At 42.2% G+C, this 25,452-nt stretch carries 21 protein-coding genes; all 21 read right to left on the reverse strand.

Annotated features, from left to right (window positions below):
* Position 1 precedes the first annotated feature (1 nt).
* Positions 2-919, reverse strand: a complete 918-nt coding sequence (gene glyQ, locus K1I80_RS07625) for a glycine--tRNA ligase subunit alpha (RefSeq protein ID WP_002911276.1) — start codon at positions 917-919, stop codon at positions 2-4.
* 199 nt (positions 920-1,118) lie between these two features.
* Positions 1,119-1,880, reverse strand: coding sequence for an elongation factor Tu (locus tag K1I80_RS07630; RefSeq protein WP_223312659.1), 762 nt, complete (start codon positions 1,878-1,880; stop codon positions 1,119-1,121).
* A 313-nt stretch (positions 1,881-2,193) separates the two neighbouring features.
* The gene (locus tag K1I80_RS07635; RefSeq protein ID WP_223313459.1) at positions 2,194-6,714 is read right to left on the reverse strand and encodes a S8 family serine peptidase; all 4,521 of its coding nucleotides are present in this window, start codon (positions 6,712-6,714) and stop codon (positions 2,194-2,196) included.
* A 521-nt stretch (positions 6,715-7,235) separates the two neighbouring features.
* Positions 7,236-7,988 carry a hypothetical protein gene (locus K1I80_RS07640; RefSeq protein WP_223313460.1) on the reverse strand — a complete coding sequence of 251 codons (753 nt, stop codon included), beginning with the start codon at positions 7,986-7,988 and terminating at the stop codon, positions 7,236-7,238.
* A gap of 25 nt (positions 7,989-8,013) precedes the next feature.
* Positions 8,014-9,189: an HAD family hydrolase gene (locus tag K1I80_RS07645; protein ID WP_223313461.1), complete on the reverse strand. Its 1,176-nt coding sequence runs from the start codon at positions 9,187-9,189 to the stop codon at positions 8,014-8,016.
* A 495-nt stretch (positions 9,190-9,684) separates the two neighbouring features.
* Complete coding sequence (locus K1I80_RS07650) at positions 9,685-10,398, reverse strand: DNA/RNA non-specific endonuclease (protein WP_223313463.1); 714 nt, start codon at positions 10,396-10,398, stop codon at positions 9,685-9,687.
* The gene (locus K1I80_RS07655) at positions 10,395-12,182 is read right to left on the reverse strand and encodes an ATP-binding protein (RefSeq protein WP_223313464.1); all 1,788 of its coding nucleotides are present in this window, start codon (positions 12,180-12,182) and stop codon (positions 10,395-10,397) included. The genes K1I80_RS07650 and K1I80_RS07655 overlap by 4 nt, the downstream gene beginning before the upstream one ends.
* 2 nt (positions 12,183-12,184) lie before the next feature.
* The gene (locus K1I80_RS07660; protein WP_223313465.1) at positions 12,185-13,399 is read right to left on the reverse strand and encodes a hypothetical protein; all 1,215 of its coding nucleotides are present in this window, start codon (positions 13,397-13,399) and stop codon (positions 12,185-12,187) included.
* Positions 13,400-13,535: 136 nt separating this feature from the next.
* Positions 13,536-14,288 carry a DUF6261 family protein gene (locus K1I80_RS07665; protein ID WP_223313466.1) on the reverse strand — a complete coding sequence of 251 codons (753 nt, stop codon included), beginning with the start codon at positions 14,286-14,288 and terminating at the stop codon, positions 13,536-13,538.
* 651 nt (positions 14,289-14,939) lie between these two features.
* Positions 14,940-15,392, reverse strand: coding sequence for a GNAT family N-acetyltransferase (locus K1I80_RS07670; protein ID WP_223313467.1), 453 nt, complete (start codon positions 15,390-15,392; stop codon positions 14,940-14,942).
* The gene (locus K1I80_RS07675) at positions 15,393-16,238 is read right to left on the reverse strand and encodes an aldo/keto reductase (RefSeq protein ID WP_125341592.1); all 846 of its coding nucleotides are present in this window, start codon (positions 16,236-16,238) and stop codon (positions 15,393-15,395) included. It lies immediately after the preceding gene.
* 76 nt (positions 16,239-16,314) lie between these two features.
* Positions 16,315-16,509, reverse strand: a complete 195-nt coding sequence (locus tag K1I80_RS07680) for a hypothetical protein (RefSeq protein WP_002903311.1) — start codon at positions 16,507-16,509, stop codon at positions 16,315-16,317.
* 157 nt (positions 16,510-16,666) lie between these two features.
* Positions 16,667-17,818 carry an N-acetylglucosamine-6-phosphate deacetylase gene (gene nagA, locus K1I80_RS07685; RefSeq protein ID WP_032913437.1) on the reverse strand — a complete coding sequence of 384 codons (1,152 nt, stop codon included), beginning with the start codon at positions 17,816-17,818 and terminating at the stop codon, positions 16,667-16,669.
* A gap of 241 nt (positions 17,819-18,059) precedes the next feature.
* Positions 18,060-18,410 carry a 30S ribosome-binding factor RbfA gene (rbfA, locus tag K1I80_RS07690; protein WP_002908941.1) on the reverse strand — a complete coding sequence of 117 codons (351 nt, stop codon included), beginning with the start codon at positions 18,408-18,410 and terminating at the stop codon, positions 18,060-18,062.
* Positions 18,411-18,586: 176 nt separating this feature from the next.
* Positions 18,587-21,379, reverse strand: coding sequence for a translation initiation factor IF-2 (infB, locus tag K1I80_RS07695; protein WP_223313468.1), 2,793 nt, complete (start codon positions 21,377-21,379; stop codon positions 18,587-18,589).
* A gap of 19 nt (positions 21,380-21,398) precedes the next feature.
* Positions 21,399-21,695, reverse strand: a complete 297-nt coding sequence (locus K1I80_RS07700) for a YlxQ-related RNA-binding protein (RefSeq protein ID WP_004185557.1) — start codon at positions 21,693-21,695, stop codon at positions 21,399-21,401.
* Positions 21,688-21,984: an RNase P modulator RnpM gene (rnpM, locus tag K1I80_RS07705; RefSeq protein ID WP_223311781.1), complete on the reverse strand. Its 297-nt coding sequence runs from the start codon at positions 21,982-21,984 to the stop codon at positions 21,688-21,690. The genes K1I80_RS07700 and rnpM overlap by 8 nt, the downstream gene beginning before the upstream one ends.
* A 10-nt stretch (positions 21,985-21,994) precedes the next feature.
* Positions 21,995-23,251 carry a transcription termination factor NusA gene (nusA, locus tag K1I80_RS07710; RefSeq protein ID WP_223311977.1) on the reverse strand — a complete coding sequence of 419 codons (1,257 nt, stop codon included), beginning with the start codon at positions 23,249-23,251 and terminating at the stop codon, positions 21,995-21,997.
* A 59-nt stretch (positions 23,252-23,310) separates the two neighbouring features.
* Positions 23,311-23,799 carry a ribosome maturation factor RimP gene (gene rimP / locus K1I80_RS07715; protein ID WP_032908080.1) on the reverse strand — a complete coding sequence of 163 codons (489 nt, stop codon included), beginning with the start codon at positions 23,797-23,799 and terminating at the stop codon, positions 23,311-23,313.
* Positions 23,800-23,998: 199 nt separating this feature from the next.
* Complete coding sequence (trmB, locus tag K1I80_RS07720) at positions 23,999-24,637, reverse strand: tRNA (guanosine(46)-N7)-methyltransferase TrmB (RefSeq protein ID WP_002893561.1); 639 nt, start codon at positions 24,635-24,637, stop codon at positions 23,999-24,001.
* A complete protein-coding gene (ccrZ, locus tag K1I80_RS07725) occupies positions 24,634-25,428 on the reverse strand; it encodes a cell cycle regulator CcrZ (RefSeq protein ID WP_223311782.1) in 795 nt (264 codons plus the stop codon). Before ccrZ ends, trmB begins: the two co-directional genes overlap by 4 nt.
* Positions 25,429-25,452: the final 24 nt, after the last annotated feature.

Genomic DNA, 25,452 nt, shown 5'->3' on the forward strand with positions numbered 1-25,452 from the left:
ATTATTCTCCCTCCTCTGCCAAGAGTTTCTCGCGAGTCTCTGCATCCAAAAGCGGATAACCCAGACGCTTGCGCTCAGCCACAAAGGTCTTGGCCACGACACGGGCCAGATTACGAATACGGGCGATATAACCAGCCCGCTCTGTCACAGATACAGCTCCACGTGCATCCAAGAGGTTAAAGGTATGCGAGCATTTGAGAACATAGTCATAGGCTGGATGCACCAGATGCTCGTCCAGACAGCGCTTAGCTTCTGCTTCAAACCTCTCAAAATTCCCCAAGAGCAAGTCTTGATCGCTGACCTCAAAGCTGTACTTGGAATGTTCATACTCAGGATGAGTGAAAATTTCGCCGTACTTAACTCCATCAGCCCACTCAATGTCATATACAGAGTCCACTTCTTGGATATAAGAAGCCAGACGCTCCAGACCATAAGTCACCTCAGCTGTCACCGGTTGAGTTGGCAGACCTCCGACCTGCTGGAAGTAGGTGAACTGAGTAATTTCCATACCATCCAGCCAAACTTCCCAGCCCAGACCAGCAGAGCCAGTTGACGGGTTTTCCCAGTTATCCTCGACAAAGCGGATATCGTGCTCCAATGGATTGATGCCCAAGAGCTCCAAAGACTGCAAATAAAGCTCTTGAATATTGCTTGGAGATGGCTTCATGACCACCTGAAATTGATGGTGCTGATAAAGACGGTTCGGATTTTCTCCATAGCGGCCATCTGCTGGCCGACGAGAAGGCTCTACGTAAGCCGCATTCCAAGGCTCTGGCCCAATAGCCCGCAGGAAAGTATAGGGACTCATCGTTCCCGCCCCCTTCTCATTATCATAAGCCTGCATGAGCATACACCCCTGGTCATTCCAGAACTGCTGTAAAGTCAAGATAATTTCTTGAAATGTTAACTTTTTAGACATTTTTTACTCCTTTAGTTTGTTAAGATTCTTGCGAAGCTTTTCAAAAGGGAACGATTATTTCCTTTTTGAAAAGCTAGTACATCGCCTAGACAAACCGCCCATAGCGGTTGTCGTTAGTCAATCGAACCTTTAGGTTCGCAATTGACTTTGGCGAGGTGAAAGGTAAGTTTCTTGGACATTTTTTACTCCTTTAGTTTGTTTATATCTCTTTGTCTATTATTTTCTGCTGTATGAACCAATCCAACAAGGGAAGTGTTTTATCTGTATTTGCCCACCGATGATAAGAATCAAAGACCGCTTGCACACTGCCTAGATTTTCTACTAGCTTGTCGACTGTCAAAAAACTGCGCCAGTATTCATAAAAAATACTAGCATAATTCCCTTGATAAGTCGAAGTGCCGAAATCATTCAATGAGTGCCAACCGTGCTTTTTCTGAAAGAGCTTTACGAGAGACTGATTACAAGCTTTTTCCACTCGAAATTCCTCATCTGTAAAGAAATACTTGCGACTAATATACTCAGCCATCCCTTCTTCAAACCAGATATAGGCACCGTATCCATCAAAGTCATCTGAAAAATGCTCCGACCAATGAGCTAACTCATGGCCCACAATCTGCAAGAGAGAATTTTCAGACAAAGACTGATAGTGGTTGGCTATTGCTTGAGTTTGGTGAGAGGACTCGTAATTCTCCAACTGAAGAAGATACAAATCTTTCCAAACCGTCAATTCGGGAGTCATAACCATCCGCCTATCATTTGTATAGGCTGGTACAGGAATTTCCCGAATGATTTGCGTAGCAGAATCAAAATCGGACCAAATGATGGCTTGCGGCAAGTCATAAACCGCAAACTCGTCTTTTAAAAATGTTAGATAAGCCTGCAACTTTGCGGAATTCTTTGCGACGAAATCTCGAAAAGCTGCTAATTGGCTCTCGTCTTTTACAAGATAAAGGTTCTCCACGAATCTCCTTTCTTTCGAACAATAGACTCAGTAAGCAAAAGAACCACATCCGACAGTCCTAGGCTCTTCAACCTAGGGGCGTCAAGACGCGGTTCCACCCTAATTTATTACTTCATTACTTTAAAAATTATAACCGAAAGCGCCATCTGCACTGCTTCCCTATCCGGCTCACACTATCCCGAACTCGCTAAAAAGTAGACAATGAGAATTCTTTCTAAAAAAGATTATAGCAGAAAATAGACCTAATGTAAAATACTTATCGAAAAATCCCTCAAGTTTCAACTTAAGGGATTTTAACTCACTTGAAAACCAATTAGACTTGTTTAGGTTTTTTCGGTCTCGCAACTCTTGGCTTTCTGCCATCAAGTTTTCTCTTGGCTGCTCTGAGATTGGCAATGGCTTCTTTGACATCTTCCTGGCTGGCACCTGGATTAGCCAAAACTTCCTTAGCCTGTGTATAAGCCTCTAGATAAGCCGCCTTAACCGCGTCAGTAGCATAGATAAACTTATTGCTGATGGCTTGGTAATGTACCTCATCATCGACTAGCTTCTTGAGATTAGTAAAGTTAGTCGCCTTGCCATCCAACTTCTTCTCTGCTGTAGTCAGCTGAGCTAGGGCAGTATCGATTTGCTCCTGGGTCACCTTGTCCTGCACCAAGAGCAGAGACACTGCTTGGAAGGCCTTGTCATAAGCACGGCGAGTCCTATCCTTAGCATTGGCATAAGCTCCTGTCTTAGTAGTAGCTGCATAAGCTTCCACAGCCGCCTTAACCGCAGCAATATCAGAGTCCTTGCCGTCTAGATCAGCAGATGCTGTTTCTAGCTTACCTCTGACGTCATCAACTTGTGCCTGGGTCAGTTTGCTTGTCAAAGCTTCCTTGGCTGCTTGATATGCTTGGTCGTAGGCTGTGCGCTTCGCTGCAGAAGCATTGTAATACTGAGCAGTGCCGATTAGACTAGACTGCTGATTGACAGCTGCCAACAAGCCTGACTTGACGATAACTCCCAGCTTCAACAGATTATTCTTGCCTTCTTTGACCTCGACAGTCGGCTCATTTTCCCAGAGCTCGTAGCCAGTCGGCAGGTTGACAAAGACAGAGTAGAATCCAGCTGCTACGGATCTTCCAAAGGCATGCTTGCCAAACAGTTCTGCTGGAAGTGTATAGGCATCGCCATTGTTATTCTTGAGAACCACTTGGGTATTCTTCGGAACAGCTTGATCAAAGGCAACGCTGACCGGTGCAAAGACCAGCTTCTTGACTAGAAACTCAATCGTCTTAAAGCTATCTTGGGCTGTCAGCTCAAACTCCTGAGTCAGATCGCTGTAGAAACGAAGCCCTTCCTTATCATAAGTAAAGATCTCTGCTGTATAGCGGCCAAATGGCAGAGCGTTGATTTGCTTGCCCTTGTCCAGTTCGACATACTTGCCCTTGCTATCCTTGATTCGATAGACAAAGGTCGACGATACACCTTGATGCGTGTTAGCATCTACCAGAGCGACACGGATACGACCATCATTTTCAGCACTGACTAGTTCTGACAGAGCTATGGCATCACGGTTGCCCGCATAGTCCTCTACCACATAGAAAATCTTAGATTTGTCCACTCCTTTTGGCAAGGTGTAGCTGCCATCCGCATTGGCTGAGATGTAAACTCGACGTTCGTAATCACGCTCAATGCCAAAATCATCCACGGCTTTATAGGTCTCTTTCCCTTTTTCATCTGCTTGAAGATAGAAGACCTGCTCTCTCAAAATACCGCCGTTGCCAACATCTTTTGGCTTGCGAGCCGTAAAGGTTTCCGCACCATCCTTGATACTGATATAGCCTGAGCTAATCAAAGGCTTCTGGGTATCGATCTGCAGCTTAAAGGTAATCTGCTGCTCTTTAGCACCTGGTACATCTGGTGTATAGCGAACCACATAGGTATAGAGGCCATCTTCCAGCTTCTCACCCTTGCTATCACGACCATCCCAGTATGTATCTTCTAGTAGGTAGGACTTAGGATTGTCTGACTGACCACTATAATAGTTCTTGCGGCCTTCTCTAATCGTGCTGCTCTGCCAGATTGGGAAGCGATAGTCTGTATCATCTGCCGTATAAACACTAGCCGTCAGATTATTGATATTGCGATAGAGAACTGTCCGATACTGGATGCTATCTTGATTGCCATCACCATTAGGTGAGAAGGCTAGACGAATCTTGCCATCCGCTCCCAGCTGCAGCACATGCTTACCATCCGCATTTTCTGCAGTTCCCAGTACAATTGAACTGCGAGCAGCTGTTCGATCGGTAGAGTAGAGTGTATCATTTGACTCCGTCACAAGGGAAGATACATTGTCATCAGACAGGATACTCTTGTCCTCTGGTACTGGGTAATAGAAGCCTGACTTACCTTCTTGGACCAAATCATAGATTGGTCTTTCTACAGCTGGCAAATCTTGGAATTGCCCACGGAAGCCCATAAATGGCAAACTAACCACATCGCCGTCATCCGCTGGATCGACAAAGCGGACAAAGCCTTCTAGGAAATAGCCATTCGGCATCTGCTTGAGCAGCTCTTCCGCAAACTTAGCAGTATTTACCTTGACCGTCACTTTCTGGCTGCTGTGAGCCTTGACAGTAACTTCAGGCCAGACTGTTTCGGTTAGTTTGCGAGGTGTCAGGGTAAAGTAGCCATCCTTGACCGCATCCGTGTTGGTATTGACAATCATCTTCAGCGTCCGGTCCTTATCCGTGATATTATGAACCGTAACATCAAAAGTGAAACTGTCTTGAACATTACCCAAGGAAACGCTAGGATATTGGTTATCACCTGTCACATAGAGACCAGTAGAAATAGCCGCTGCCGTATCCACGATACCAGCACCCTGCTGACGCGGAGAAGTATAGACACCAGTTTCCTTGTTGACGTGCAGCTTGGCTGTAGACATGATGAGGGCTTTGACCAAATCGGCATTCTGGGCAGGTGTTAAGTCTGGATAGTGCTGAAGGAGATATTCCTTGACCAGAGCCGCCACACCAGCCACATGAGGCGTAGCCATACTGGTTCCCTTCATAGAGCCATAGGTATTGTCATTAAGCGAAGAGTAAATATCGCCACCTGGTGCTGTCACATCTGGCTTGAGCAAACCATCTGTCGTTACGCCCCAACTAGAGAAGTCAGACAGACTACCTGCCCCTGGATGCGGCCGATTGACCTTAAGACCATTAAAGACCACCTTGTAATTACCAGCTGCTAAAGCCTCTCCATATTCCTTACTGATAAAGGCTGACGGAACCTTTTTAGATTCACTGTCCAGGCTCATAGTCAGGTTAGCTCCGTCAACATTATTGTAGATCAGAGCACCAACAGCACCATGGCTGATAGCATTTCTGACTTTTTCAGCAAAGGTAAAGGAACCACGCTGGATAAGGGCCAGCTTCCCTGTCAGATCCTTACCAGCAAAGTCCTCTTCACGGCCAAGACCAACATGGACATACTCATATTCTTTGCCCTTTTCAAAGGTTGCATTTGTCTCACCCATAGAGTAGCTGAAATGACCGTTCAGGAGCTTGTCGTTCTTTTCCAGACCACGAACTTCCATGACTTCCTCTGTCAGAACAGTGTTATTGACAGAGGCGACTGAGATAGAGCTTTCTGCTGTTGAAGGATTGCCAACTAGACCATAGTCTGGATTTTCAACCAGCGGTTTAGAGTATTCACTTCCGAAGGTGTTATCATTACCCGCCGCAATGATCACACTCACTCCCTTGGCTCGAGCACGCTCAATAGCGGCCTGCAAACTAGGGCTGACATCAACCGTCGAACCTGTTGCTGAGCCTAGACTCATATTGATGGTATCAGCTCCCAGAGCTACTGCATCATCAATGGCTTTGATATAGATAGCGTCGCTTGTTGTGCGTTGACGGTCTGAGAAGACCCGCATAAACATAACTTGTGCTTCTGGCGCAACACCATAGACATACTCATCATTAGGAGCTTTCTTGTTGGGATTTCCCGCTGTAATCCCTGTTACGTGCATACCATGCGAGTAACTGTTCTTTTCCTTGATATTGTTATCACCGTCGATATAGTTATAGGCATAGACAACCTTACTGTTGTACCACTTCCCGTAGTCAATACCAGCCTTTTTCTTAGCCTCTTCCAAAGCTGCCTCTGTCTGATACTTGGCCTTTGATGGGTCAGAAATCTTCAAAACCTCATGATGGACATCCAGACCTGAGTCGATAATGGCTACCACACGGCCTTGACCTTTGTAGCCTTGAGACCAGGTTTGAGGAACCTTAATAATCTCATTGGTACTGATGCTGCTTGGCTTAGCATCGCGAGAAGTTGGTGACTCTGCTACTGCATCAGGATTAGCAGCAGGCTTTTCTGAATCTGCGGCTGACGGAGACTCTGCTGTCGGACTAGCTGGAGATGTTGGCTTGGTCTCTGTGGTAGATGGCTGAGTTACCTTCTCAGCACTTGAAGAAGCCTCTTCGGATGAAGAAGTCGCTCCTTTCTCTACAGGAGCTGCAGCTGCTTCCTTAGCCTCTGCCGTAGAAGGCTGGCTTGCCTGCTCTGTACTTGAAGCAGCCGATTCAGAAGAAGCTGGTGCTGCTTTCTCCACAGTAGCTGGAGTTGCCGGCTGACTCTCAGGTCTAGCTACTTGAGAAGCAGGCTCAGTCGCTGATACCACAGTGGCAGTCGGCTGGCCTTGCCCTGATGAACTAGCTGCCGCCTGCTCATCTGCCTGAGCCTGTCCAGCACCAAAAACCAGAGCAGTTCCCAGCAGAACAGAAGCCAAACCGAACTTGTATTTACGGAGTGAAAAACGTTGTCTTTGCATAGAAGTCTCCTTACTTTATTTATAAACCATATTATAATAAAAATTTTCTGACAATTCATACGCTCCTAACAAATGTAACAAAAACGTAATAATGACGAACGTTATAGTCAAGAAAAACTATATAATGAAGTTTCAAGTCTCTATTTATTTGAAATACAGAACAAATACAGTTTAACATCCGGAAATAAGAAAAAACCAATCAGAACTAGCGCAGAATGCACCAGTTTGATTGGTTTGTGATAGGATGTTTATAAAATATTATTTCTCAAACTTAGCCAAAAACTTCTCTAGTTCTTCCTTAGCTTCAGGCGTTGTGCCTCTGAGCTGCTCCACCATGTCTACAAGTTCAGCTGTTTTGTTATCAATCTCTCTGTTGGTGCGATTAATATTGGCGACACTCTCTGTTAGTGGAGCACATCCGCCGAGTTCCAGAGAGGCTAATCCCCCTGGGACGTTTGAGTTGTTTCTTGTGTCATAAGTTTCTTTCTAGTTATTGGGTTTGAGAAACAGCAGAGCGGTTATCAATAGCCGATAACTTCTTTTTCTACTGCTGCTATGATTTCTTGGGGAATGTCTGAGATAGCCAAACGATAAACGATATTCTGTCTGGGATTGTAAAGCCCCAAATATTCAATTCTGCTAAACTCAGGATGAATAGAGCGAGTCCCCATCAGGTAATAAATCAGCAACTGCAAGGTATGGTCTTTGTTAGGTTTTGTCTTTGATACCTTAAAGTCCCAGAGGGTATCTGCGGTTAAAAAGTCACCATCTCCAATCGTGATTTGGTCCGTATAGGCACCTTTCAAGTCAAAACCATCTTTAACTACTGGACCATAGCCAACAAAGAAAGCTAGACTTCTCTCTACCATGGTACGAATATTAGCAAGCGTCTGCTCGTCCGGTTCTATCTCTTCAACTGGCTTATAAAAAGACATTCCAGCCCGATAAACCACATCAAAGCCTACCAACTTACAAGCGTTTGAAATAGAGCTATCATCCAGATTGGTAATCTTGCTGAGAAACTCCTGTGCCTGAGCTTCCATCCCTGCCATGGAAGCACCTATCAGAGAAATCTCAAAAGCATGCTCCTTGGCTGAGCCACTCATAAACCGACTAAGATAGTCCACGCAAAGCCCAATTAAATTAGGTGAGACATTTTCTTGAGTAGACAAGTCTTTCCCATCTGAAAGCTCTTCCTCAGAAAAGAGCTTAACTGGCAAAAAACCGCCACGAGGCTGTTTAATTTGCGAAATTCGTTGCGTTACTGATGTCATGATAATCTCCTTTTCTACCACCACATTAATCTTCTTGCTGCTTGATAATTTCTCTAATCAACTCTGCCTCTTCACTGTCTGAAGGAGCCTCTTCTAAAATGTTGAGATAGAACTTTTTAATATCAAAGTCATTAAGAATATAGTATACTTGACTATTATTGCACGCAATTGATAAAAGATTCAAAATATCATCAGATTGCCAATTTTTATATTGTGATAATTTTCTAATAACGTTATGAGTGTTTTGGAAATTTGCACTACTTTCCAATGCAGCCAGTAAATCTGATTTTTCTTGCTCCTCTTCTGATTTTTCTCTAGGTAACGATGCTTCTTTTTTATAAGCATTTTTCTTCTCTTCAAGCTGTTCATTAAAGACCGCTTTATCAATCATTAACTTAATTAAGTTATCTAATTCTTTTCCCTCGGAATAATCAGCAGGTGCAAAATAACCAATCCGATTCTCTCGAATCATCTTATGAACTTTTCTTCTATCATTTTTTTCTGGGTCAAATACACCTACAGAATAACCACCGTGCGAATTCACCAACTTCATACATGGAATATCTGTATCACTATCACCAATATAAATCATATTTCTAAAAGGAACTCGCAACTGATCAACTGGGAAAGAATCATTAACTGCAGGGTCATTTACATCAAGTACTCCCTTAGAAATTCTAAATAAAAATTGTGTCTTATTTGTGTAATTTACTACTTGAGAAGGCCAAACTGCAACACCATTTTCATTACAATAAAATGAAGTTGCATATATTCTTTTAAAGGCACCTTTTTTTGAAATGGATGTTCCTTCAATCATTTCTTTTAAACCTGAAGATATAATGTAATGTTCAATGATAACACCTTTTTCCTCTCCGTATTTTCTTATACGTTCAAACCATTCTTCCACTCCAGGAAATAATGCAACCTTTGAACCATATTTAGCAAGCTCTTTCTTCGTAAATAAAACTTTCCCAGCAGCTTCTTCCTTCATAGTATACATATAAGCAAGATTCTGATCCATATTATTTGCAGAAGCTAAACCATTTGATTTTTCCCAAAACTCAGCAATATTAAATCCTACAGATTGAATATACCCTTGCGCTTGCATATCATCAGGTGAAAGCGTCTTATCAAAATCATAACAAAGTGCAATAACTGGTTGGCCCATTTTCTTTTCTCGTTTAAATTCTGTGGCTGACATATTTTTGTTCCTTTCTATAAAAAATATCCTGTAAAAGTTTTTTCTTGGTAAGAGCTGGTAAGTAAGTTAAGAATAGAGAAGAAAAAATCTACGACACATTGTTCTTCATGGCTTAGAAAGGATATTTCTAAAACTTTTATAAGTGCTGCCGACAAATTTCCTTAGCCTTCTTAAAGGTATTTGTTTAAAATATTGTCTTTTTCTTTCTTAAGAAAATTAACAATAAACTCTGACGGGAAATCTTCATGTGGCTTAGTAGCTAAAATATCCTGATTAATTGCCCCTTTTAGCTAACTTTGCTGAAGAGTTTTTTAAAGCCTTCTCATTGATAAATAGTTCCGTTTTATCTGAACTTATCTCCCCAGAGCGAATAAATAGAATTTCACCATCATAATAGCCTTTATTACTAGAGTTAGGAGTACCACCAGAATAACTAGTCATAATTAAACTAATTTTTTTGATTTGCTTGGTGTATATCCAAACCGTACTTTTATATTATTCATGAGAAACTGCATTTTTTTTCATATTTTTTGAAGAGTTCCAAAAATGATAATCTATCTCAAATGAGTTAGTAACATTAGGAATCAAAACATTTTGATTCCTAATAATTGATGGATAGTTAGACACAGCTTGTATATGAATAAACCTAGGTACACACTCATTACTTCCATAGATTAGATTAACTTTATAGTATACCATAATATCTTCTGGAGTTTTTCTTGATTGTATTTTAGTTCTTATTAGCTGTTCGATGGCAGTTTGATTAACTCCTACATCTGAGCTCCGAGAAAAAGTCCCCTCATTCGCCCAGTCGCTCTGTGGAAAAATATTTTTAGAATTAGACCTACTAGAATCATAACCCTCAACGCTACCAATCAGACCAAATCCTAAAATATGCCCTGTTTCAAAATTTGATCCTTTATATTGGTTTTTCCCTTTACTAGTTCCTTTTGCAATAGTAGATTTTGAGAGTATAGCTTCTCCAGAAATAGGTAAATTGCTTTCTAAATAATTTTGAGGAAAACTAATTAAGTGATTATTATTTAATTCAAAAAAATGGTTATCAAAGTTAATATATTTTGGAAGAAAAAAGCTCCCTCTCCCATTATAGTATTCATAGATATCTTTTCTGTTTGAAAATCCTAACGATTCTGCAATATGAGCAGTGATAATACTACAAGCAAGTTCTTTATTTGGAAAACTTGTCATTTTTTCTCTCCACTATTTTTTTGTAATAAGCTAAAATCAATTTCTTTCCATTCTTCCTTCCAACGAGTATAAAAAGCTACATCATCTGATTTGGGTGTTGGGTTAGCATTATTTATTTTTGCAATCATTGGTGTCGTAAAAGCATCTCCAACCAATAGAGCCTCTCTTTGATCTAAATTAGCTATTTCATCTCCAAAGCTAATAGAAGCATCTGGTAGCAAGCTTTTAACGAACGATTGATCATCAGGGTTAGTTAATCTCATTATGATGAAATTATTACATTGTGAAAAAACTGTACTTGACAATTCTGAGGGCCTTTGACTAACAATCATTGCAGATAATCCATATTTCCTGCCCTCTTTAGCAATTCTCTCAACCGCTATCCTTGTATTATTAAATTTAGCAGAATTATTTTTTGGAATGTACTTATGAGCTTCTTCAAAAACAACCATATATGGAACATTATTTTTGCCATTAACTTTAGTTTTCATAAACGAAAAATCAAATAAAATTCTTGATATCACTGAAACAACAACAGACACTATTTCAAACGGAATAGAACTTAAATCTACAACTGTAACATTATTCTTATCTGTATAGCCAATTAGTTTCTTAATAGTTTCGATATATCTGTCTACATTAGTGTCTGAATCTTCGTCTTCCAATATAAAAGAAAGTCTTCTATCTTTTAATTTTGTATCCATTCTAGATACAAAACGTTCAAACTCTCCAGTAAAACCGCCACCTTTAGAAACCTTAGTCTTAAAGACTTCATGATTTTTGTTTGACGAAAATTCAAATTTCAGTTCATTCCAAAAACAATTAATATCCGTTGGGCTATATCGCTCATCCTCTGGTAGTACTGCTAAATACTCCGAAGTACCATCATTATAATGTGTTTCTTTATTTTTATTATACAGATAATTCCTGACTTCCGTAATGTTAAAATAAACAGGCGAATCATAATCAATTTCTTTATCTTCATTGTACTTCTTCTTATTTTCAGTGATGGCGAACTTAAATTGAGAAATTTGATTATAAGAATTTAAATCTGACGATTCGATAAATAAATCTTCTAATTCCTCTGAATTTAACAACCAGTATGGTAATTTTAAGCTCCCATTTTCAATTGATAAATGATTAGAATTAGGAAATGCACTCTTGTATTCACCATGAATATCAAAAATCAGTACATGAGTGTTATTTTGGTTTTTATCATCCTTTTTGTTCCTTTCAACTTCCAAAGATTGTATAACAGTAGCAACTGAACAAGATTTACCGGAACCAGTAGAACCTACTATTGCTAAATGTTTTGAAAATAATCTATCACCATCAGCCATAATCGGAATTTCATTTTTTAAATTATGGTTTGCAAATGTAAAAGGAGATTTACAGTCTCTAACTGAAAAAATCTTTTTTAATTCTTCATCACTGGCTACGCTCACCCCGTTAGGTGGGATACTGATATCATTAATCCCTTTTCTAAACTTATCTTTTTGCAATCTACCAATGGGTTGTGTATTTATTATGAATGAACCATCGTATTCATCCACTTCTTGTTCCTCTTCGTTTTTAAACTTTTCAACCATCTTAAAGCTTTTAACAATACAAAGGATGTTATTATTAACTCCATCTTCAATCTTTAAAATCGAACCAATCTTAATTGAATCAGTACTGTTTTCTTCTTTCCACTTTCTAAAATTAATTATTTCGATTTGCACTAAATTAGGTTCGAAACTTTTTACTCTCAATTGGTTGTCTTTACTATTAAGTTCATTTATCATAATTATGAATCTCCCTTGAATATTTCTGGTATTTTGTGAATATCTATATTTGTCAATTTATACTCTCTAAAGAAATCTAGTCCTTCTCCTTCATAATCGAACAAATAAAAAAATACAGGGTTACTAAAGCTAGATTTTATACTATCTTTATTTTGTTCAAAAGTTTCCATCGAAATTAATTTAAAATTAAAATTATTTACTAACTCAATCTTCTTCGCACTTGCCATCTTTTTTATACTGATAGTTTGATTAAATTTTTTATCATAAAAAATAATATCTTCATAACCATCGTTGTAAAATAAATCTATATTCCTTTCTTTTATTTTTTTCAATAAGTATTTTTTCATTTCACAAATATTTTTGACAATAAATATCGGGACTCTGTTATCTGCATTCCTTTTTTGATATACAAACCACTGAGATAAGGAAATAATCAGATCAGTTGTCTTTCCATCATTCTCATTATTAAGAAAAAACACATGATCAGATGAGTTCTTTTTTATATTTAATCCTTCTAGTTCATTCTTTATATATTTAACTAAATCTGATTCTCCTTTAATTCGCGCAAGAGTCGATAAATTTACTGTTTTCTTTGCTCCCTTTAGATATATTAAAAATTCATTCCCAGTAATAACTCGATCTTTTTCATTTTTTTTTCGAGCCAAATCATTAATATATTTATAAGCTAGAGGATACAGAGAAAGTCTTACCTCTTCTTCTTTCAAAACGAGTTTCTCACTTATTTTTTTAATCACTTTAGATTCTAGTTCTTCGAACCCTACTGTCACTACTAAAGAAAATTTTGATAGAAATTTTTTTAATTTTGTCTCATCCCTATAGCCAGATGAATATTCATCTTTTTTGAACTCTTCTCCAATATTTAAGGTCAAAATATCTTTTAAACCATGTCTGGTTAATGTATAATTGTTTTCATTCCCATGAACAAATAATTTATATTGGATTCGTTCATTTGAATTTTCTAGAAAATGATTTAACATTAATATAATTGGTTTTACTATCAATGAATTTGTTAAATTTTTATCAGGATGATATTTATACTGATTTAAACATTTTTCGTCCGTTGTGACAACATCTAAGTCTTCAATCCCTTCAATGATAAACTTATCATCAGATCTACCGCTTATAATATGATCAATTGTAATCAAGAATTGATAACTGTATCCAGAAATTGAACTATCCGCACTTCTATTTGTCATTATGGAACATCCTCCTATCTATATAGCTATTGATAATCTATTAAATGCTTTCTGTTTCCTATTATATCAATTATTACCTAATCCATAAAGTATTTATGCAAAAATCCCCTAGAATATAATTCTAAGGGATTGTTTTTTATCCTGTTACTTCCGGTGCTTGTTCCGGTTTTGTTTTCTTATTTGGGCCAGCCAGGCGGCGCTTGCTGTCTCGGATGGTGTTGAGATCCTTGAGGAGTTTGGCAAAGTGGGCTTTCTCTGGGTAGGCTTCTGCGGAGGCTGCGGTATAGCGCATAAAGAGGTCATAAGTTCGGGAGATTTCCGTGCGCAGCTGCTTGGTCTTACCGACTTCTTTGCTGGACTTGGCCGCCCGCGCTAGGGCTTCGGCCTTATCATAGTCTTCCTGAGCAATCGTCACTGCGCTAATCACAGGTAAGATTCCCAGCGTAGTCACTGCCGCATTGTAGGGTTCTTCCTTGAGAGTTTTGAGGAGACTCTTAATCTCAGTAGTGGCGACATCGTTATTATGCTTGGTGATATCCTTGTACTTAGTCAGGACTGGAGCCAATGTCTCATGGGCTTCCTTGAACTTTGCTTCCTTTATCTTAGCAAATCCCCTATGCAGGGTAAAGAGTCCGACAAGAGCACTGTCCCGCTGCTTATCTACCTCTGCCAGACTCGTGGTTTGTTTCTTTTCTACGCTGGCTAGCCGTTTCTGGAACTCTTCTAACTTGCTCGCAAAGGGCTCCAGGTGCGTACCATACATATCTTCGTTCTTATTTGCCTTGACAAAGTCCGTGATGATTTGACGAGAATCTGTCATCAAACTTTCAAACTCACGGTGAGTAAAGTTGCTATAGGTCAAGGGACGAATGGTGTAGTTAGTAGTCATAATAAAACCTCTCCAATAATTTGATGAACTAAGTATAGCACGTGGCAATAAAACTTTTTCAAGGCTGCCCTGAAATGTCATTTTTTATCCCTGAAACAACACTTTTTCAAAATCAAAGACATAAAATATCCCCACCTGATGATTTCTTCAACTTCAGATAGGGATTATTTCTTTTTAAAAATGAATTATCAAGGCATTTCACGCTTAGAATACTTTAAAATTTTAATAAACGCTAGTATTCAAACTTTAGAAAACCTGTTAATTATAGCAAAACACATCACTCAATAGATAGAAAGCATGAAATTTTTTACAAAATGGACTATTCGAAACCTCTTTTATCTAAATATTTTAGTAAACACTCGTGTTCAGCTTTTAGACTGATTGGATATTTGGCCATAGATGACTCTTCGAGTTTTTAATGATTACCTTTCTCTCTCATCTCCCCACTCTCAAGGGATCGAAGATCTCCTCAATCAGTTGGGTGTAATTTCCAGTTCTTGGGTCTTCTTCATCTAACTCCCCTATCTTAGTGTTTCGTTGGATATCAGTCGTATTTTACACCTTTCATTATTGCACTGAAACATCTTCTTTTATAGTTTCTTCCAATGTTAGAGATAAAAATCCCCAGCTCTTTTCAAACCGGGGATACTTTTATATTTTTAATTCATACACTTCCTGCCAGCCGGCTGGTCCTAATATGCGCTGGGGCTGTTTGCTAAAACCAGTCTCTCGATAGAGGTAGGAAGCGACTTGATTTCTCTCATTGACACCTAGGATAATGCTTTTATACATGGGCAAATGCTCTCTTATGAAATCAAGCAAAAGCTTCAGAGTCTGACTACCGTATCCTCGCATCCGAAAGCCTTCATCCGTTGAAAAGCTACAAAGGAGCAGGCTCTCTGGCTGACCTCCATAAGTAAACTTCTTTTCTCCAGCATCCAAGATCAGAAAGGTTACGATTTGATGTTCTACAAGGCCCAAGATAGCATAGCGATTTTCTAAGTCAGCAACTGCCTCCTTAGGATGGCTGGTAAATCTCAAGTCGGTTAAATGGTAAGACTGCAAGGCTTCTCTATCTGAACTTCGATAGAATCGGATTTGCATCTAAAAATCCATCCCATCCGGATTTGGAGCGCCACCGGTCAAACCGCTGACATTTTTGAGCACTTCCAAGTCAGCAGCGTCTAGCTCGATGTCAAAGCAGTCCAGATTACTGGCAATCCGGCTCGGAGTGACCGACTTAGGCAGGGGCAGGAAGCCTTCCTGCAAGCTCCAAGCTAGCGCGACTTGTGCAATGGTCTTGCCATACTTGTCTGCCACAGCCTGTACGGCTGGATTTTGGAAGAGCTCTCCTTGACCAAATGGTCCCCAAGCTTCCAGTAAAATCTCATGCTCACGGCAGAAGTTCACCGCCTCTGTCTGATAGACACCTGGAGCCAGGCGGATTTGATTGACAGCAGGAGTCATACGTGCTGTTTCAAGCAAGGCTTCTAAATGATGAGGCAGGAAATTGCTGACGCCAATCGCTCGAATCTTGCCAAGATTATAAAGGTCTTCCATAGCCCGCCAGACTTCGGCATTGCGCTTTTTCCAAGCATCGTTTTCCCTCAGGGGTTTGGGATTAGGCCAGTGGATGAGGTAGAGGTCCAGATAGTCCAGTCCCAACCGCTCCATTGAGGCCGCAAAGGCCTCTTGAGCCTCTTCATAAGTATGAATGTCATTCCAAAGCTTGGTCGTGATGAAGAGCTCCTCCCGCGGAATGCCGCTATCCTTGATTGCCCGTCCGACACTCTCTTCGTTCTTATAGATGGCTGCCGTATCAATATGCCGATAGCCTGCCTTGAGAGCGGCTAATGTCGCTTGATAGGCTTCTTCGCCATCCTGAGCCTTCCAAGTACCAAAGCCCAGTACCGGAATGCCTACACCATTGTTCAAAAGATATTCTCTCATCTCATGTCTCCTTTATAAGTTCCATCTACTGCCTCCAGCAAGGCAGCTGCTATAGTGTTCACAAGAGCAGAACTGCTCACTTCTTTTCCTTTTTCTTCAGTATTGGCTTAGGCTTGAAGATATTTTCCTTGGTCGGCTCCATGCCTTTACTGAAAAAGCTATAGATAATGAAAGCAACTCCTGCGACAAGGATCAAGATTCGTCCAAAGATCAGTCCCGCCAGCAGCAAAACAAGTCCCATTATCAAAAATTTCGCATCAATTCGTTTCATAGCCTTCTCCTGTTTACATTATAGTTTCATTATATCACGCCTAAGAAAGCAATTCAAATCTAGGAGAAGGCTATCAAGTCGTCTGTCAAACAAAAAGAACAGGTTGCCCTGCTCTTTCTGAAAAATATAAGGAGACTAATTTAAATACCTGCGGTTCTCATACATGGAATCGTTCTTGACCATCAAGATAAGTAGCTACCAGCTCTAAATCTTTATCTAAAACGATAAAATCAGCATCGTAGCCTTCCTTGATCTGTCCGCAGACATCATCAATATGGACTGATTTTGCCGGAATCAGGCTAGCCATCATGACTGCCTGATGAGGATTGGCAATGCCCCATTTGACCACATTTTTCAATCCGTCCTTGAGCTTGAGGATAGAGCCAGCTAGATTGCCCGTTGACTTGAGCCGAGCAGTTCCTTCCGCCACAACCACTGGAAATTCTCCCAGCATGTAGTCACCATCTTCAAGACCTCCTGCGGTCATACAGTCAGTAATGAGGGCAATATTTTCATGTCCCTTCTGCTTGAGCAAGATGTCACAGGCCTTAGGGTCCACATGGTGGCCATCACAAATCAGCTCCGCATAAGTGTGAGGCAGCTCGTACATGGCACCAACCATGCCCAGCTCCCGGTGGGTCAAGCCCCGCATACCATTGTAAGCATGCACCCAGACACTGGCACCTGCTTCGACCGCAGTTTTGGCTTCATCAAAGGTTGCGTTAGAATGCCCCAAAGCAACGGTCACGCCTTCATCAGTCAGCGTACGGACAAATTCCTCAACGCCATCACGTTCTGGCGCGAGAGCAATCTTATTGAGCAAGCCGTTTGCGGCCTTCTGCCAAGCACGAAACTCATCCATGCTAGGATCTTTCATATAGGCCGGATTTTGAGCACCTTTATACTTCTCAGTGAAGTAAGGCCCTTCAAAATAGAGACCGCGAATCTTGGCTCCGCTAGCTTCTTGATAGCGTGCACCGATATTTTCAGTTACTGCTAAGAGCCGCTCATAGGATGAAGTCAGGGTTGTTGGTAAAAAGCTGGTCACACCGGTAGTCAAGAGACCCTCACTCATGGTATGAAGAGTTCCTTCGATATTGTTGTCCATGACATCAACACCGCCGAAGCCATGAATGTGAGTGTCCACCAGACCCGGTGCAATCGAGTAGCCACTGTAGTCTATGACTTCTGCATCCTGCGGAACAGACTGCACTAGCTTGCCAAACTTGCCGTCAATCAACTCTAAATAACCGCCCTGACGGATTCCCTGAGGATAGAAAAATTGATCTGCTTTGATATATGTAGGCATAAGACTGCCTCCCTTGTTCTTGAATGCTATATTCTCGGCCATTCAAAACGGAATTCTGTGATAGATCTAGCTTATTACTCTAGCCATTTTCTAACCCCCGCTTTTGAATCTCTGAGTTTTCTTGACTATATTATAACTCTTTCTTTTTTATTTGTAAATGGTATATACCTATTTTTGTAAAAAATTATTATATTAAATTAAAAAAATAAGAAAACCCAGCCATGACAGCTGAGTTTCTGCTTTACTTTTTATCTAAATCGCGCAGCATCTGGTCGATTTTATTGCCATACTCGATGGATTCGTCCTTGACAAAGGTCAAATCTGGAATCTTGTACATTTTCAGATTGTGACCCAGCTCCCGCTTGATGGTACCGGTCGCTTTTTCCAGACCGGTCTGAGCTTTTTGATTATCAGAGGCCAGATTGCTCATAATCGTGTAGTAGACCTTGGCCATGGATAGGTCGCCCAGCATTTGGACATCGGTAATGGTCACACCTTGAACACGCGGGTCACGAACTTTCTTCTGCAAAATTTCATTGACTTCGCGCTTGATTTCCATGCCCACACGGTCTGTACGAAAATTATTTGCCATGAGATTTCCTTTCTAATTTTTCTCTTCTGCAATATAAGCTAGGCCTAGCCTAGCTTATATGTTTTGTTTTGGTTGATTAAGATTCGTTTTAAACTCTTGGTGAAAAAACGTGGGACTAGAAGTATAGACTTCCACCAAAAATAATTTCACTGCGAGTTTTTAACGGACTTCTTATCTTATTTCTTAATTTCTTCCATGATGTAGGCTTCAATCGTGTCATCTACTTGGATGTCATTATAGCCATCAATCATGAGTCCACCTTCACGGCCGTTAGTAATTTCCTTAACATCATCTTTGAAGTGCTTGAGGCTGGCAAGCTCCCCATCGTAAATCACGACGCCGTCACGGATAACACGAACCTTGGAATCACGGGTAACTTTACCGTTGATAACCATAAATCCACCGATAGTACCAACCTTGGAAACCTTGAAGGTCTCGCGGATAAGAGCTTCCCCGATGATTTTTTCTTCGTATTCTGGGTCCAGCATTCCCTTCATGGCATCTTCCATTTCTTCGATAACCTTGTAGATAATGCTGTGGAGACGGATTTCGACATCATCAGCTTCTGCCTGCTGGCGAGCTTGAGATGTAGGACGAACGTTAAATCCGATGATGAAGGCATTTGAAGCTTCCGCCAGTGTCACGTCAGATTCATTGATAGCACCAACTGCTGAATGGACGATGGTAATCTTAACGCCTTCCACTTCAATCTTCTGCAGGGAAGCAGACAGGGCTTCTACAGAACCTTGCACATCAGCCTTGATAATAACATTGACAGACTTAACTTCACCAGCTTTGAGGGTATCAAAGAGATTTTCCAGACTGACGCGATGAGTAGCTTGACGCTGTTTGAGAAGGGCACGTTTGGCACGTTCTTCACCGGCTGCACGCGCAGCTTTTTCATCTTCATAGACCGCAAAGTGGTCACCAGCCATCGGAGTCTCATTGAGACCAGTGATAGAAACCGGTGTAGATGGTCCTGCCACCTTCACGCGACGGCCCAGGTCATTGGTCATAGCCCGAACCCGACCGAAGGTATTACCAACAACGATTGGATCCTGCACATTCAGAGTTCCCTGCTGAACCAAAAGGGTTGCGACAGCACCTTTTCCTTTATCCAGACGGGCCTCGATAACTGTACCAATCGCTCGAACAGTCGGATCTGCCTTGAGTTCTTGGATTTCAGCCACCAAGAGGACTGTTTCCAGCAAGCTGTCGATATTTTGATTGAATTTCGCTGAGATTTCAACAAATTCAGAATCTCCGCCCCAAGCTGTTGACATGACACCATGCTCAGCCAATTCACCAATCACGCGCTCAGGATTGGCTCCTGGCTTATCGATCTTGTTGATAGCTACGATGATTGGGACATCAGCCGCCTTGGAGTGGTTGATAGCTTCGATTGTTTGCGGCATAACACCGTCATCAGCCGCTACGACCAGGATAGTGATATCCGTCACAGAGGCACCGCGGGCCCGCATAGAAGTAAAGGCCGCGTGTCCAGGCGTATCCAAGAAAGTAATCTTCTTGCCGCTTTCTTCGATCTGGTAAGCACCAATGTGCTGAGTAATACCACCTGCTTCGCCTGTTGCTACGCGAGAGTTACGCAAGGTATCCAAGAGGGTTGTTTTACCATGGTCAACGTGTCCCATGATGGTTACAACTGGCGGACGCTCTACCAAGGCATCTTGGTTGATATAACCTTCTTCTACGAAGAAGCGCTCAATGTCAGCTGTGTCAACTTCCACCTTCTTCTTAGCTTCGATACCGTAGTCCACCATGAGGAGCTCAATAGTATCGCCATCAAGAGATTGGTTTTGCGTTGCCATCACACCCATCATGAAGAGCTTCTTGACAATTTCAGCTGGCTCGCGCTTGATCCGCTTTGCAATTTCTGCAACGGTCATTCCGTCTGTATATTCAAATTCAGTTGGCAACTCATGGAACTTACGTTCTGTAACAGGTTTTGGTGCCTGATTATTGTTGCCCTTTCCTTTTTTATTTTTCTTGTTTTTATTCCAATTACTATTTCTTTGATTTCTCACTTGATTTTGACTGCTTCGATTCTTTTGTTGTTTTCTTGGACCTTCTTCTTCGCGATCAAAATCATCGCGCTTCTTATCTGGTCGAGCTTGTTTCTTCCGACGTGTATCCACAGCTGCGGGCGCCGGGCTTGGATTCGCTGCTGGAGCAGATGGAGCCGGTGCAGGCTGAACTGGTGCAGGTGCTTCTGTCTTAGGCTGCTCCTTGCGGCGGTTTTGCCGTTCCAGCACTTCTTTAGCTTCTTGTGCTTGCTTAAAGCGCTCCTCGCTGGAGCGAGCGTATTCTGCATTCTGCTCTGCTTTCAAAGCTGCGGCCCGAGCCTTAAAGTCAATCTTCGGTCCTTGAGGCTGTTGGCGGTTTTGACTGTTAAATCCTTGATGATTCTGACCATTGCGGCGGCCATCTTGACCACGATTATCGCGACGGTCATTTGGACGATTGCCCCTATCTCGGTCGTTGCGATTTCCACGATTCTTATTTCGATTGTCGCGGTCCTCGCGCTTGCCTTGCTCTTTGTTTTGCGATTTGCGGTTGCCTTGCTGCTTCCGACGTTCTGCCTCTTCCTTAGCTCTCGCTTCACGCTCTGCCTTAAAGTTCCGGCTTTGCGGGCGCTTGACAGGCGCTACCGTTTCTGCTTTCGATTCTGGCTTAGCAGCTGCTTTTGCTTCTGGCTGTTCTGCCCTGACTGGCTCTGCCTCTTTGGCAGGAGTTTTTTGCGGTGATGGCTGAGCTGCTGCAGGCTTTTCTGCAGGAGCTTGAGGTACGGCTGCTTTTGTAAAGCTGGATTTGATTCGCTCACCAGCATCAGCTTCTACGCTGGATGAATGACTCTTGACATCCAGTCCCAGCTCCTTAGCACGAGCCACTACCTCCTTGCTTTCTTTTCCCAGTTCTTTGGCGATTTCATACAATCTTACTTTAGACAAATCTTGTCCTCCTCTTCTATTACATAAGAGACCTCATTTTCTTTGTAAAACCAGCATCTGTCACGGCGAGCACTTTTCTGGCCTTGCCAATAGCAGAGCTTAATTCCAGTGTTGAAAACACGGTTGATACTTCTACTTGGTAGTAACGACTTTTATCAGTGATTTTCTTGCTGAGATTAGGAGCTACATCCTGGGCCAAAAAGACCAGATATGCTTTTCCCTCCTGGATAGCTTTAACGGTCAGCTCCTCACCAGAAATGATGCGGCCGGCCCGCTGAGCCAGTCCCAGCAAATTTGCAAGTTTCTCTTTATTCAAGACCTAACTCTCTTCTTTTGACCTTATGATCGACATAAGCGATTAACTCATCATAGAAAACCTCGTCCACTTCCATACTAAAGCTGCGGTTAAAAACCCGCTTCTTCTTAGCTTGAAGGGCTTCTTGATTGTCCAGCTTGATATAAGCTCCACGGCCATTGGCCTTTCCTGTCGGATCGATAAAGACTTGACCTTCCTTGTTCTTGACAATCCGCAGCAAATCACGCTTGTCAATCACTTCGTTGGACACCACTGATTTTCTTAAAGGGATTTTTCTTATTTTTACCATTCCAGCCCCCTTAGTCTAGTTCTTCAGCTTCGCTTTCTAAACCAGCTGTTTCTAGTACAGTTTCCTCTGCTACTGCGTCAAAGTCTGTTGCTTCTGCTCCTGAAACTTCTGTCTCTAGAACAGCTGCATCCGCAAGAATTTCTTCTGCTTCCTGAGCAAATCCGCCCAGTTCATTGGCTGCTTCCATTTCTTCAAACTCTGTGGCAGACTTGATATCGATTCTAAAGCCTGTCAAATGAGCTGCCAAGCGTACGTTCTGTCCGCGACGGCCGATAGCCAGAGAAAGCTTGTTGTCCGGTACAACAACCAAAGCCCGCTTGTTATCTTCTTGGTTAAAGATAACTTGGTCAACCTCTGCAGGAGCAATAGCGTTGTAGATAAATTCAGCTGGATCTGCTACCCACTCGATGACGTCGATATTTTCTTCAGTCGGCACCATACGCCCGCTCTTGGGATCGTATTTGGCAGGATGGAACTTGCTCGTAATTTTCTTGATATTAGCTCCACCGCGTCCGACGATTGTACCGATGGCATCCACATTAGGATTGTGGCTGCGAACCGCTACCTTGGTCCGATCGCCAGCTTCCCGCGATACGCTCATGATTTCCACAGTTCCGTCATAGACTTCTGGGATTTCTTGCTCCATCAAGCGCTTGATCATTTCTGGATGGCTGCGACTGACAAAGACATTGACACCGCGAGGATTGTCTTCTACCTTGTAGACAAAGACTTCGATGCGGTCATGAGAGGCAAAAACCTCACCAGGAATCTGGTCTTGTTTCGATAACTGCGCTTCAATGCTGCCAAGATTGACATAGATAAAGCGATTGTCAAAGCGCTCCACAGTTCCTGACATGATTTCATTTTCATGCTCTTTATAGGTATTGTAGGTAATTGCTCGGGTCTGCTTGCGCATCTTTTCCATGATGGTTTGCTTGGCAGACTGAGCAGCGACACGGCCAAATTCAGCTGGCGCTTCTTCAAACTTGATCTTGTCTCCCAACTCATAGGCTGAACTAATAGCCAGGGCATCTTTGAGACTGATTTCCAAACGGCTGTCAAAGACCTCGTCCACGACTTCGCGAACAGTATAGACACGGAAATCTCCTGACTTTTCGTCAAACTCAATAGCTGCGCTGTCTGCCTGACCATAGCGACGACGATAGGCTGAGCGGAGTGACTCAGTCACTGCGTCAATGATATCTTCTTTCTTGATTCCTTTGTCTTCTTCCAAAATGCGGAAGGCCTCTAGCATTTCTTTACTCATTTTCATGTGACTTTTGCCGAAACAAAAGTGTTCCTTTCTTTTCTATATTGCTTCTGCGGCTAAAACTTAACGGCTAATCTGGCTTTGGAAACCAGACTGTAGGGAATTTCGACTTCTTTTCTGCGAGTCTTGTCCAGATATTCCATGTGCAGAACATCCTCTTCAAAGCTCAGCAAGGTGCCTTCAAAGACTTTCTGCTTGTCAACAGCCTTATAGAGACTAACATGGATATAACTGCCGACTGCATCAGCTAGCTGTTCCTTGGTCTTAAGCGGGCGCTCCAAGCCAGGACTGGTCACTTCCAGAAAATACTGTTCTGGGAAGGGATCTGGCTTGATTTGATCCAAGAGCGGACTGATAATATCCGTCAAATCCGCTGTATCATTGACCGTAATGCCCTCAGGTTTATCTACAAAGACACTGAGAACGTAGTCCCCGCCCATCTTTCCGTACTCAATATCGACTAATTCATAGGGGGCCAAAATGGCTGGTTCAATAACCTCCCTCACCAATTCAACAATCGTTGCGATATGACGACACCTCCTCACAGATAAGAGGCGAAGATACTTCCTCGCCTCTCTTTCCTTATTCATTATTAGTATTATAGCACGACAAGTCCCAGAATGCAAGGGAAATATGCTGTACAAGCTTTTAAAGACGGAATCCCACTTAAAACGATCTTATTTTTAAGCAAAATTCTTTCCTAATAATAAAGTCTTCAAGGAGTATTTCCTAGAAGACTCTTTCTTATTCAAACGCTGCTTCCACCCGATAGATGACTTGTCCCTTGTTAGCAAATTTCTGCTCATACTCAGTCAGGACATTATCCTCGAAGTCGCTGGCATGCAAGTCTAACCACACGCCCTTTAACTTCATACCATACTGCGAAAAGCTTACTAAGCTATACTCAAAAAGACCACGATTGTCCGTTTTGAAGTGGATTTCTCCATTTTCCGGCAAAATCTGCTGATAGGTCGCCAGAAAGGACTGATAGGTCAGACGGCGCTTTTCATGGCGTTTCTTGGGCCAAGGATCTGAGAAGTTCAGATAGAGGCGGTCAATCTCGCCCTCTTCAAAATAATCAGTCAGATCCGAACCGTCCACCCATAATAACTTGATATTGGGCACATCTGTTGCCAGCACCTTGTCTAAGGCATAGCTGAGAACCGATTTTTGAATATCAATCCCGATGTAGTTAATCTCAGGATTGGCCTTGGCCATACCGGACACAAAAGCTCCTTTGCCACTGCCAACCTCTACATGAATGGGGTGATCATTGCCAAAAATCTCCTGCCATCTGCCCTTGGCGTCTGCCGGATTCAAAATCACATACTGGGGATGCGCCTCCAGCAGTTCCGTCGCTCCCTTACGATTCCTTACTCTCATTGTCCTCTTCCGTATTTAGAACGGAAGTTTCGTAATGCGTAAATCTCCCGGTTCACATTTTCTAAATCATTGTTTTCGTAGTATTTGGCAATCTGCATCAGATAAGAATACTGACCAAACCAGTATAGCTTATTGAAAACAGTCTGATTATACTTATAACCATAGGCGCTCAGCCACTCTTGCCAACCTGAATCAGGCACATAATGGCTCAAAATATGAGCTACATCCATCATCCTGTCTGTCAGGCGCACAGAATCCCAATCCACCAAGTAAATAAGCCCGCTGTCGGTCTCTACCCAGTTGCTGTGGCGCACATCTCCGTGAACGATGGTCGCGTAGTCCTCACGAAAGGCTGGTACTGTCTGGCGTAGGTCGCGGATAACTGATTGCAGATATTGATTATTCCTCAAAGCAAGCGACACTTGATTGAGCCATGCATTCAGCAAATCAGTTGGCGTTTCCAAAGTATAGCCCAGCTTGGTCAGCTGCGTCATCAATGGGCGCGAGCGATGCAGCCGAGTCAAAATATTGATTACCTGCTTTTTGGACATATCATTTGGGGTCAGAATAGTGCCTGAAAGCCACTCCTGCCCGCTCATTACGTTGCCGTCCGGCATCCGACGGCTCCACAAAAGCTGCGGTGCGATTTGTTCTCGAGCTAAGCCTGCTAAGATAGGGGTTGTATTCATCTTGACGAAAACGCGCCCCCCGTCCGGATAAGTCCCCATATAGGCCTTTCCGCTCTTACCAGCTATCGGTGTCAGGGTCAGCTCGTTATCAACCAAGTCCATGTTTCCCCTCCGTAAAAAGTTTCT

It is taken from the genome of Streptococcus sanguinis (genome assembly GCF_019929225.1).
Lineage (GTDB): Bacteria > Bacillota > Bacilli > Lactobacillales > Streptococcaceae > Streptococcus > Streptococcus sanguinis_J.

Bases quoted from the DNA above. Each gene is read 5' to 3' on its own strand.
- rnpM (WP_223311781.1), bottom strand. From the start codon at position 21,984: ATGGTAAAAATAAGAAAAATCCCTTTAAGAAAATCAGTGGTGTCCAAC.
- K1I80_RS07645 (WP_223313461.1), bottom strand. From the start codon at position 9,189: ATGTCAGCCACAGAATTTAAACGAGAAAAGAAAATGGGCCAACCAGTT.
- K1I80_RS07640 (WP_223313460.1), bottom strand. From the start codon at position 7,988: ATGACATCAGTAACGCAACGAATTTCGCAAATTAAACAGCCTCGTGGC.
- K1I80_RS07650 (WP_223313463.1), bottom strand. From the start codon at position 10,398: ATGACAAGTTTTCCAAATAAAGAACTTGCTTGTAGTATTATCACTGCT.
- glyQ (WP_002911276.1), bottom strand. From the start codon at position 919: ATGTCTAAAAAGTTAACATTTCAAGAAATTATCTTGACTTTACAGCAG.
- rbfA (WP_002908941.1), bottom strand. From the start codon at position 18,410: ATGGCAAATAATTTTCGTACAGACCGTGTGGGCATGGAAATCAAGCGC.
- nagA (WP_032913437.1), bottom strand. From the start codon at position 17,818: ATGCCTACATATATCAAAGCAGATCAATTTTTCTATCCTCAGGGAATC.
- K1I80_RS07670 (WP_223313467.1), bottom strand. From the start codon at position 15,392: ATGCAAATCCGATTCTATCGAAGTTCAGATAGAGAAGCCTTGCAGTCT.
- K1I80_RS07655 (WP_223313464.1), bottom strand. From the start codon at position 12,182: ATGATAAATGAACTTAATAGTAAAGACAACCAATTGAGAGTAAAAAGT.
- trmB (WP_002893561.1), bottom strand. From the start codon at position 24,637: ATGAGAGTAAGGAATCGTAAGGGAGCGACGGAACTGCTGGAGGCGCAT.
- K1I80_RS07675 (WP_125341592.1), bottom strand. From the start codon at position 16,238: ATGAGAGAATATCTTTTGAACAATGGTGTAGGCATTCCGGTACTGGGC.
- K1I80_RS07635 (WP_223313459.1), bottom strand. From the start codon at position 6,714: ATGCAAAGACAACGTTTTTCACTCCGTAAATACAAGTTCGGTTTGGCT.
- K1I80_RS07680 (WP_002903311.1), bottom strand. From the start codon at position 16,509: ATGAAACGAATTGATGCGAAATTTTTGATAATGGGACTTGTTTTGCTG.
- ccrZ (WP_223311782.1), bottom strand. From the start codon at position 25,428: ATGGACTTGGTTGATAACGAGCTGACCCTGACACCGATAGCTGGTAAG.
- K1I80_RS07660 (WP_223313465.1), bottom strand. From the start codon at position 13,399: ATGACAAATAGAAGTGCGGATAGTTCAATTTCTGGATACAGTTATCAA.
- nusA (WP_223311977.1), bottom strand. From the start codon at position 23,251: ATGAGTAAAGAAATGCTAGAGGCCTTCCGCATTTTGGAAGAAGACAAA.
- K1I80_RS07665 (WP_223313466.1), bottom strand. From the start codon at position 14,288: ATGACTACTAACTACACCATTCGTCCCTTGACCTATAGCAACTTTACT.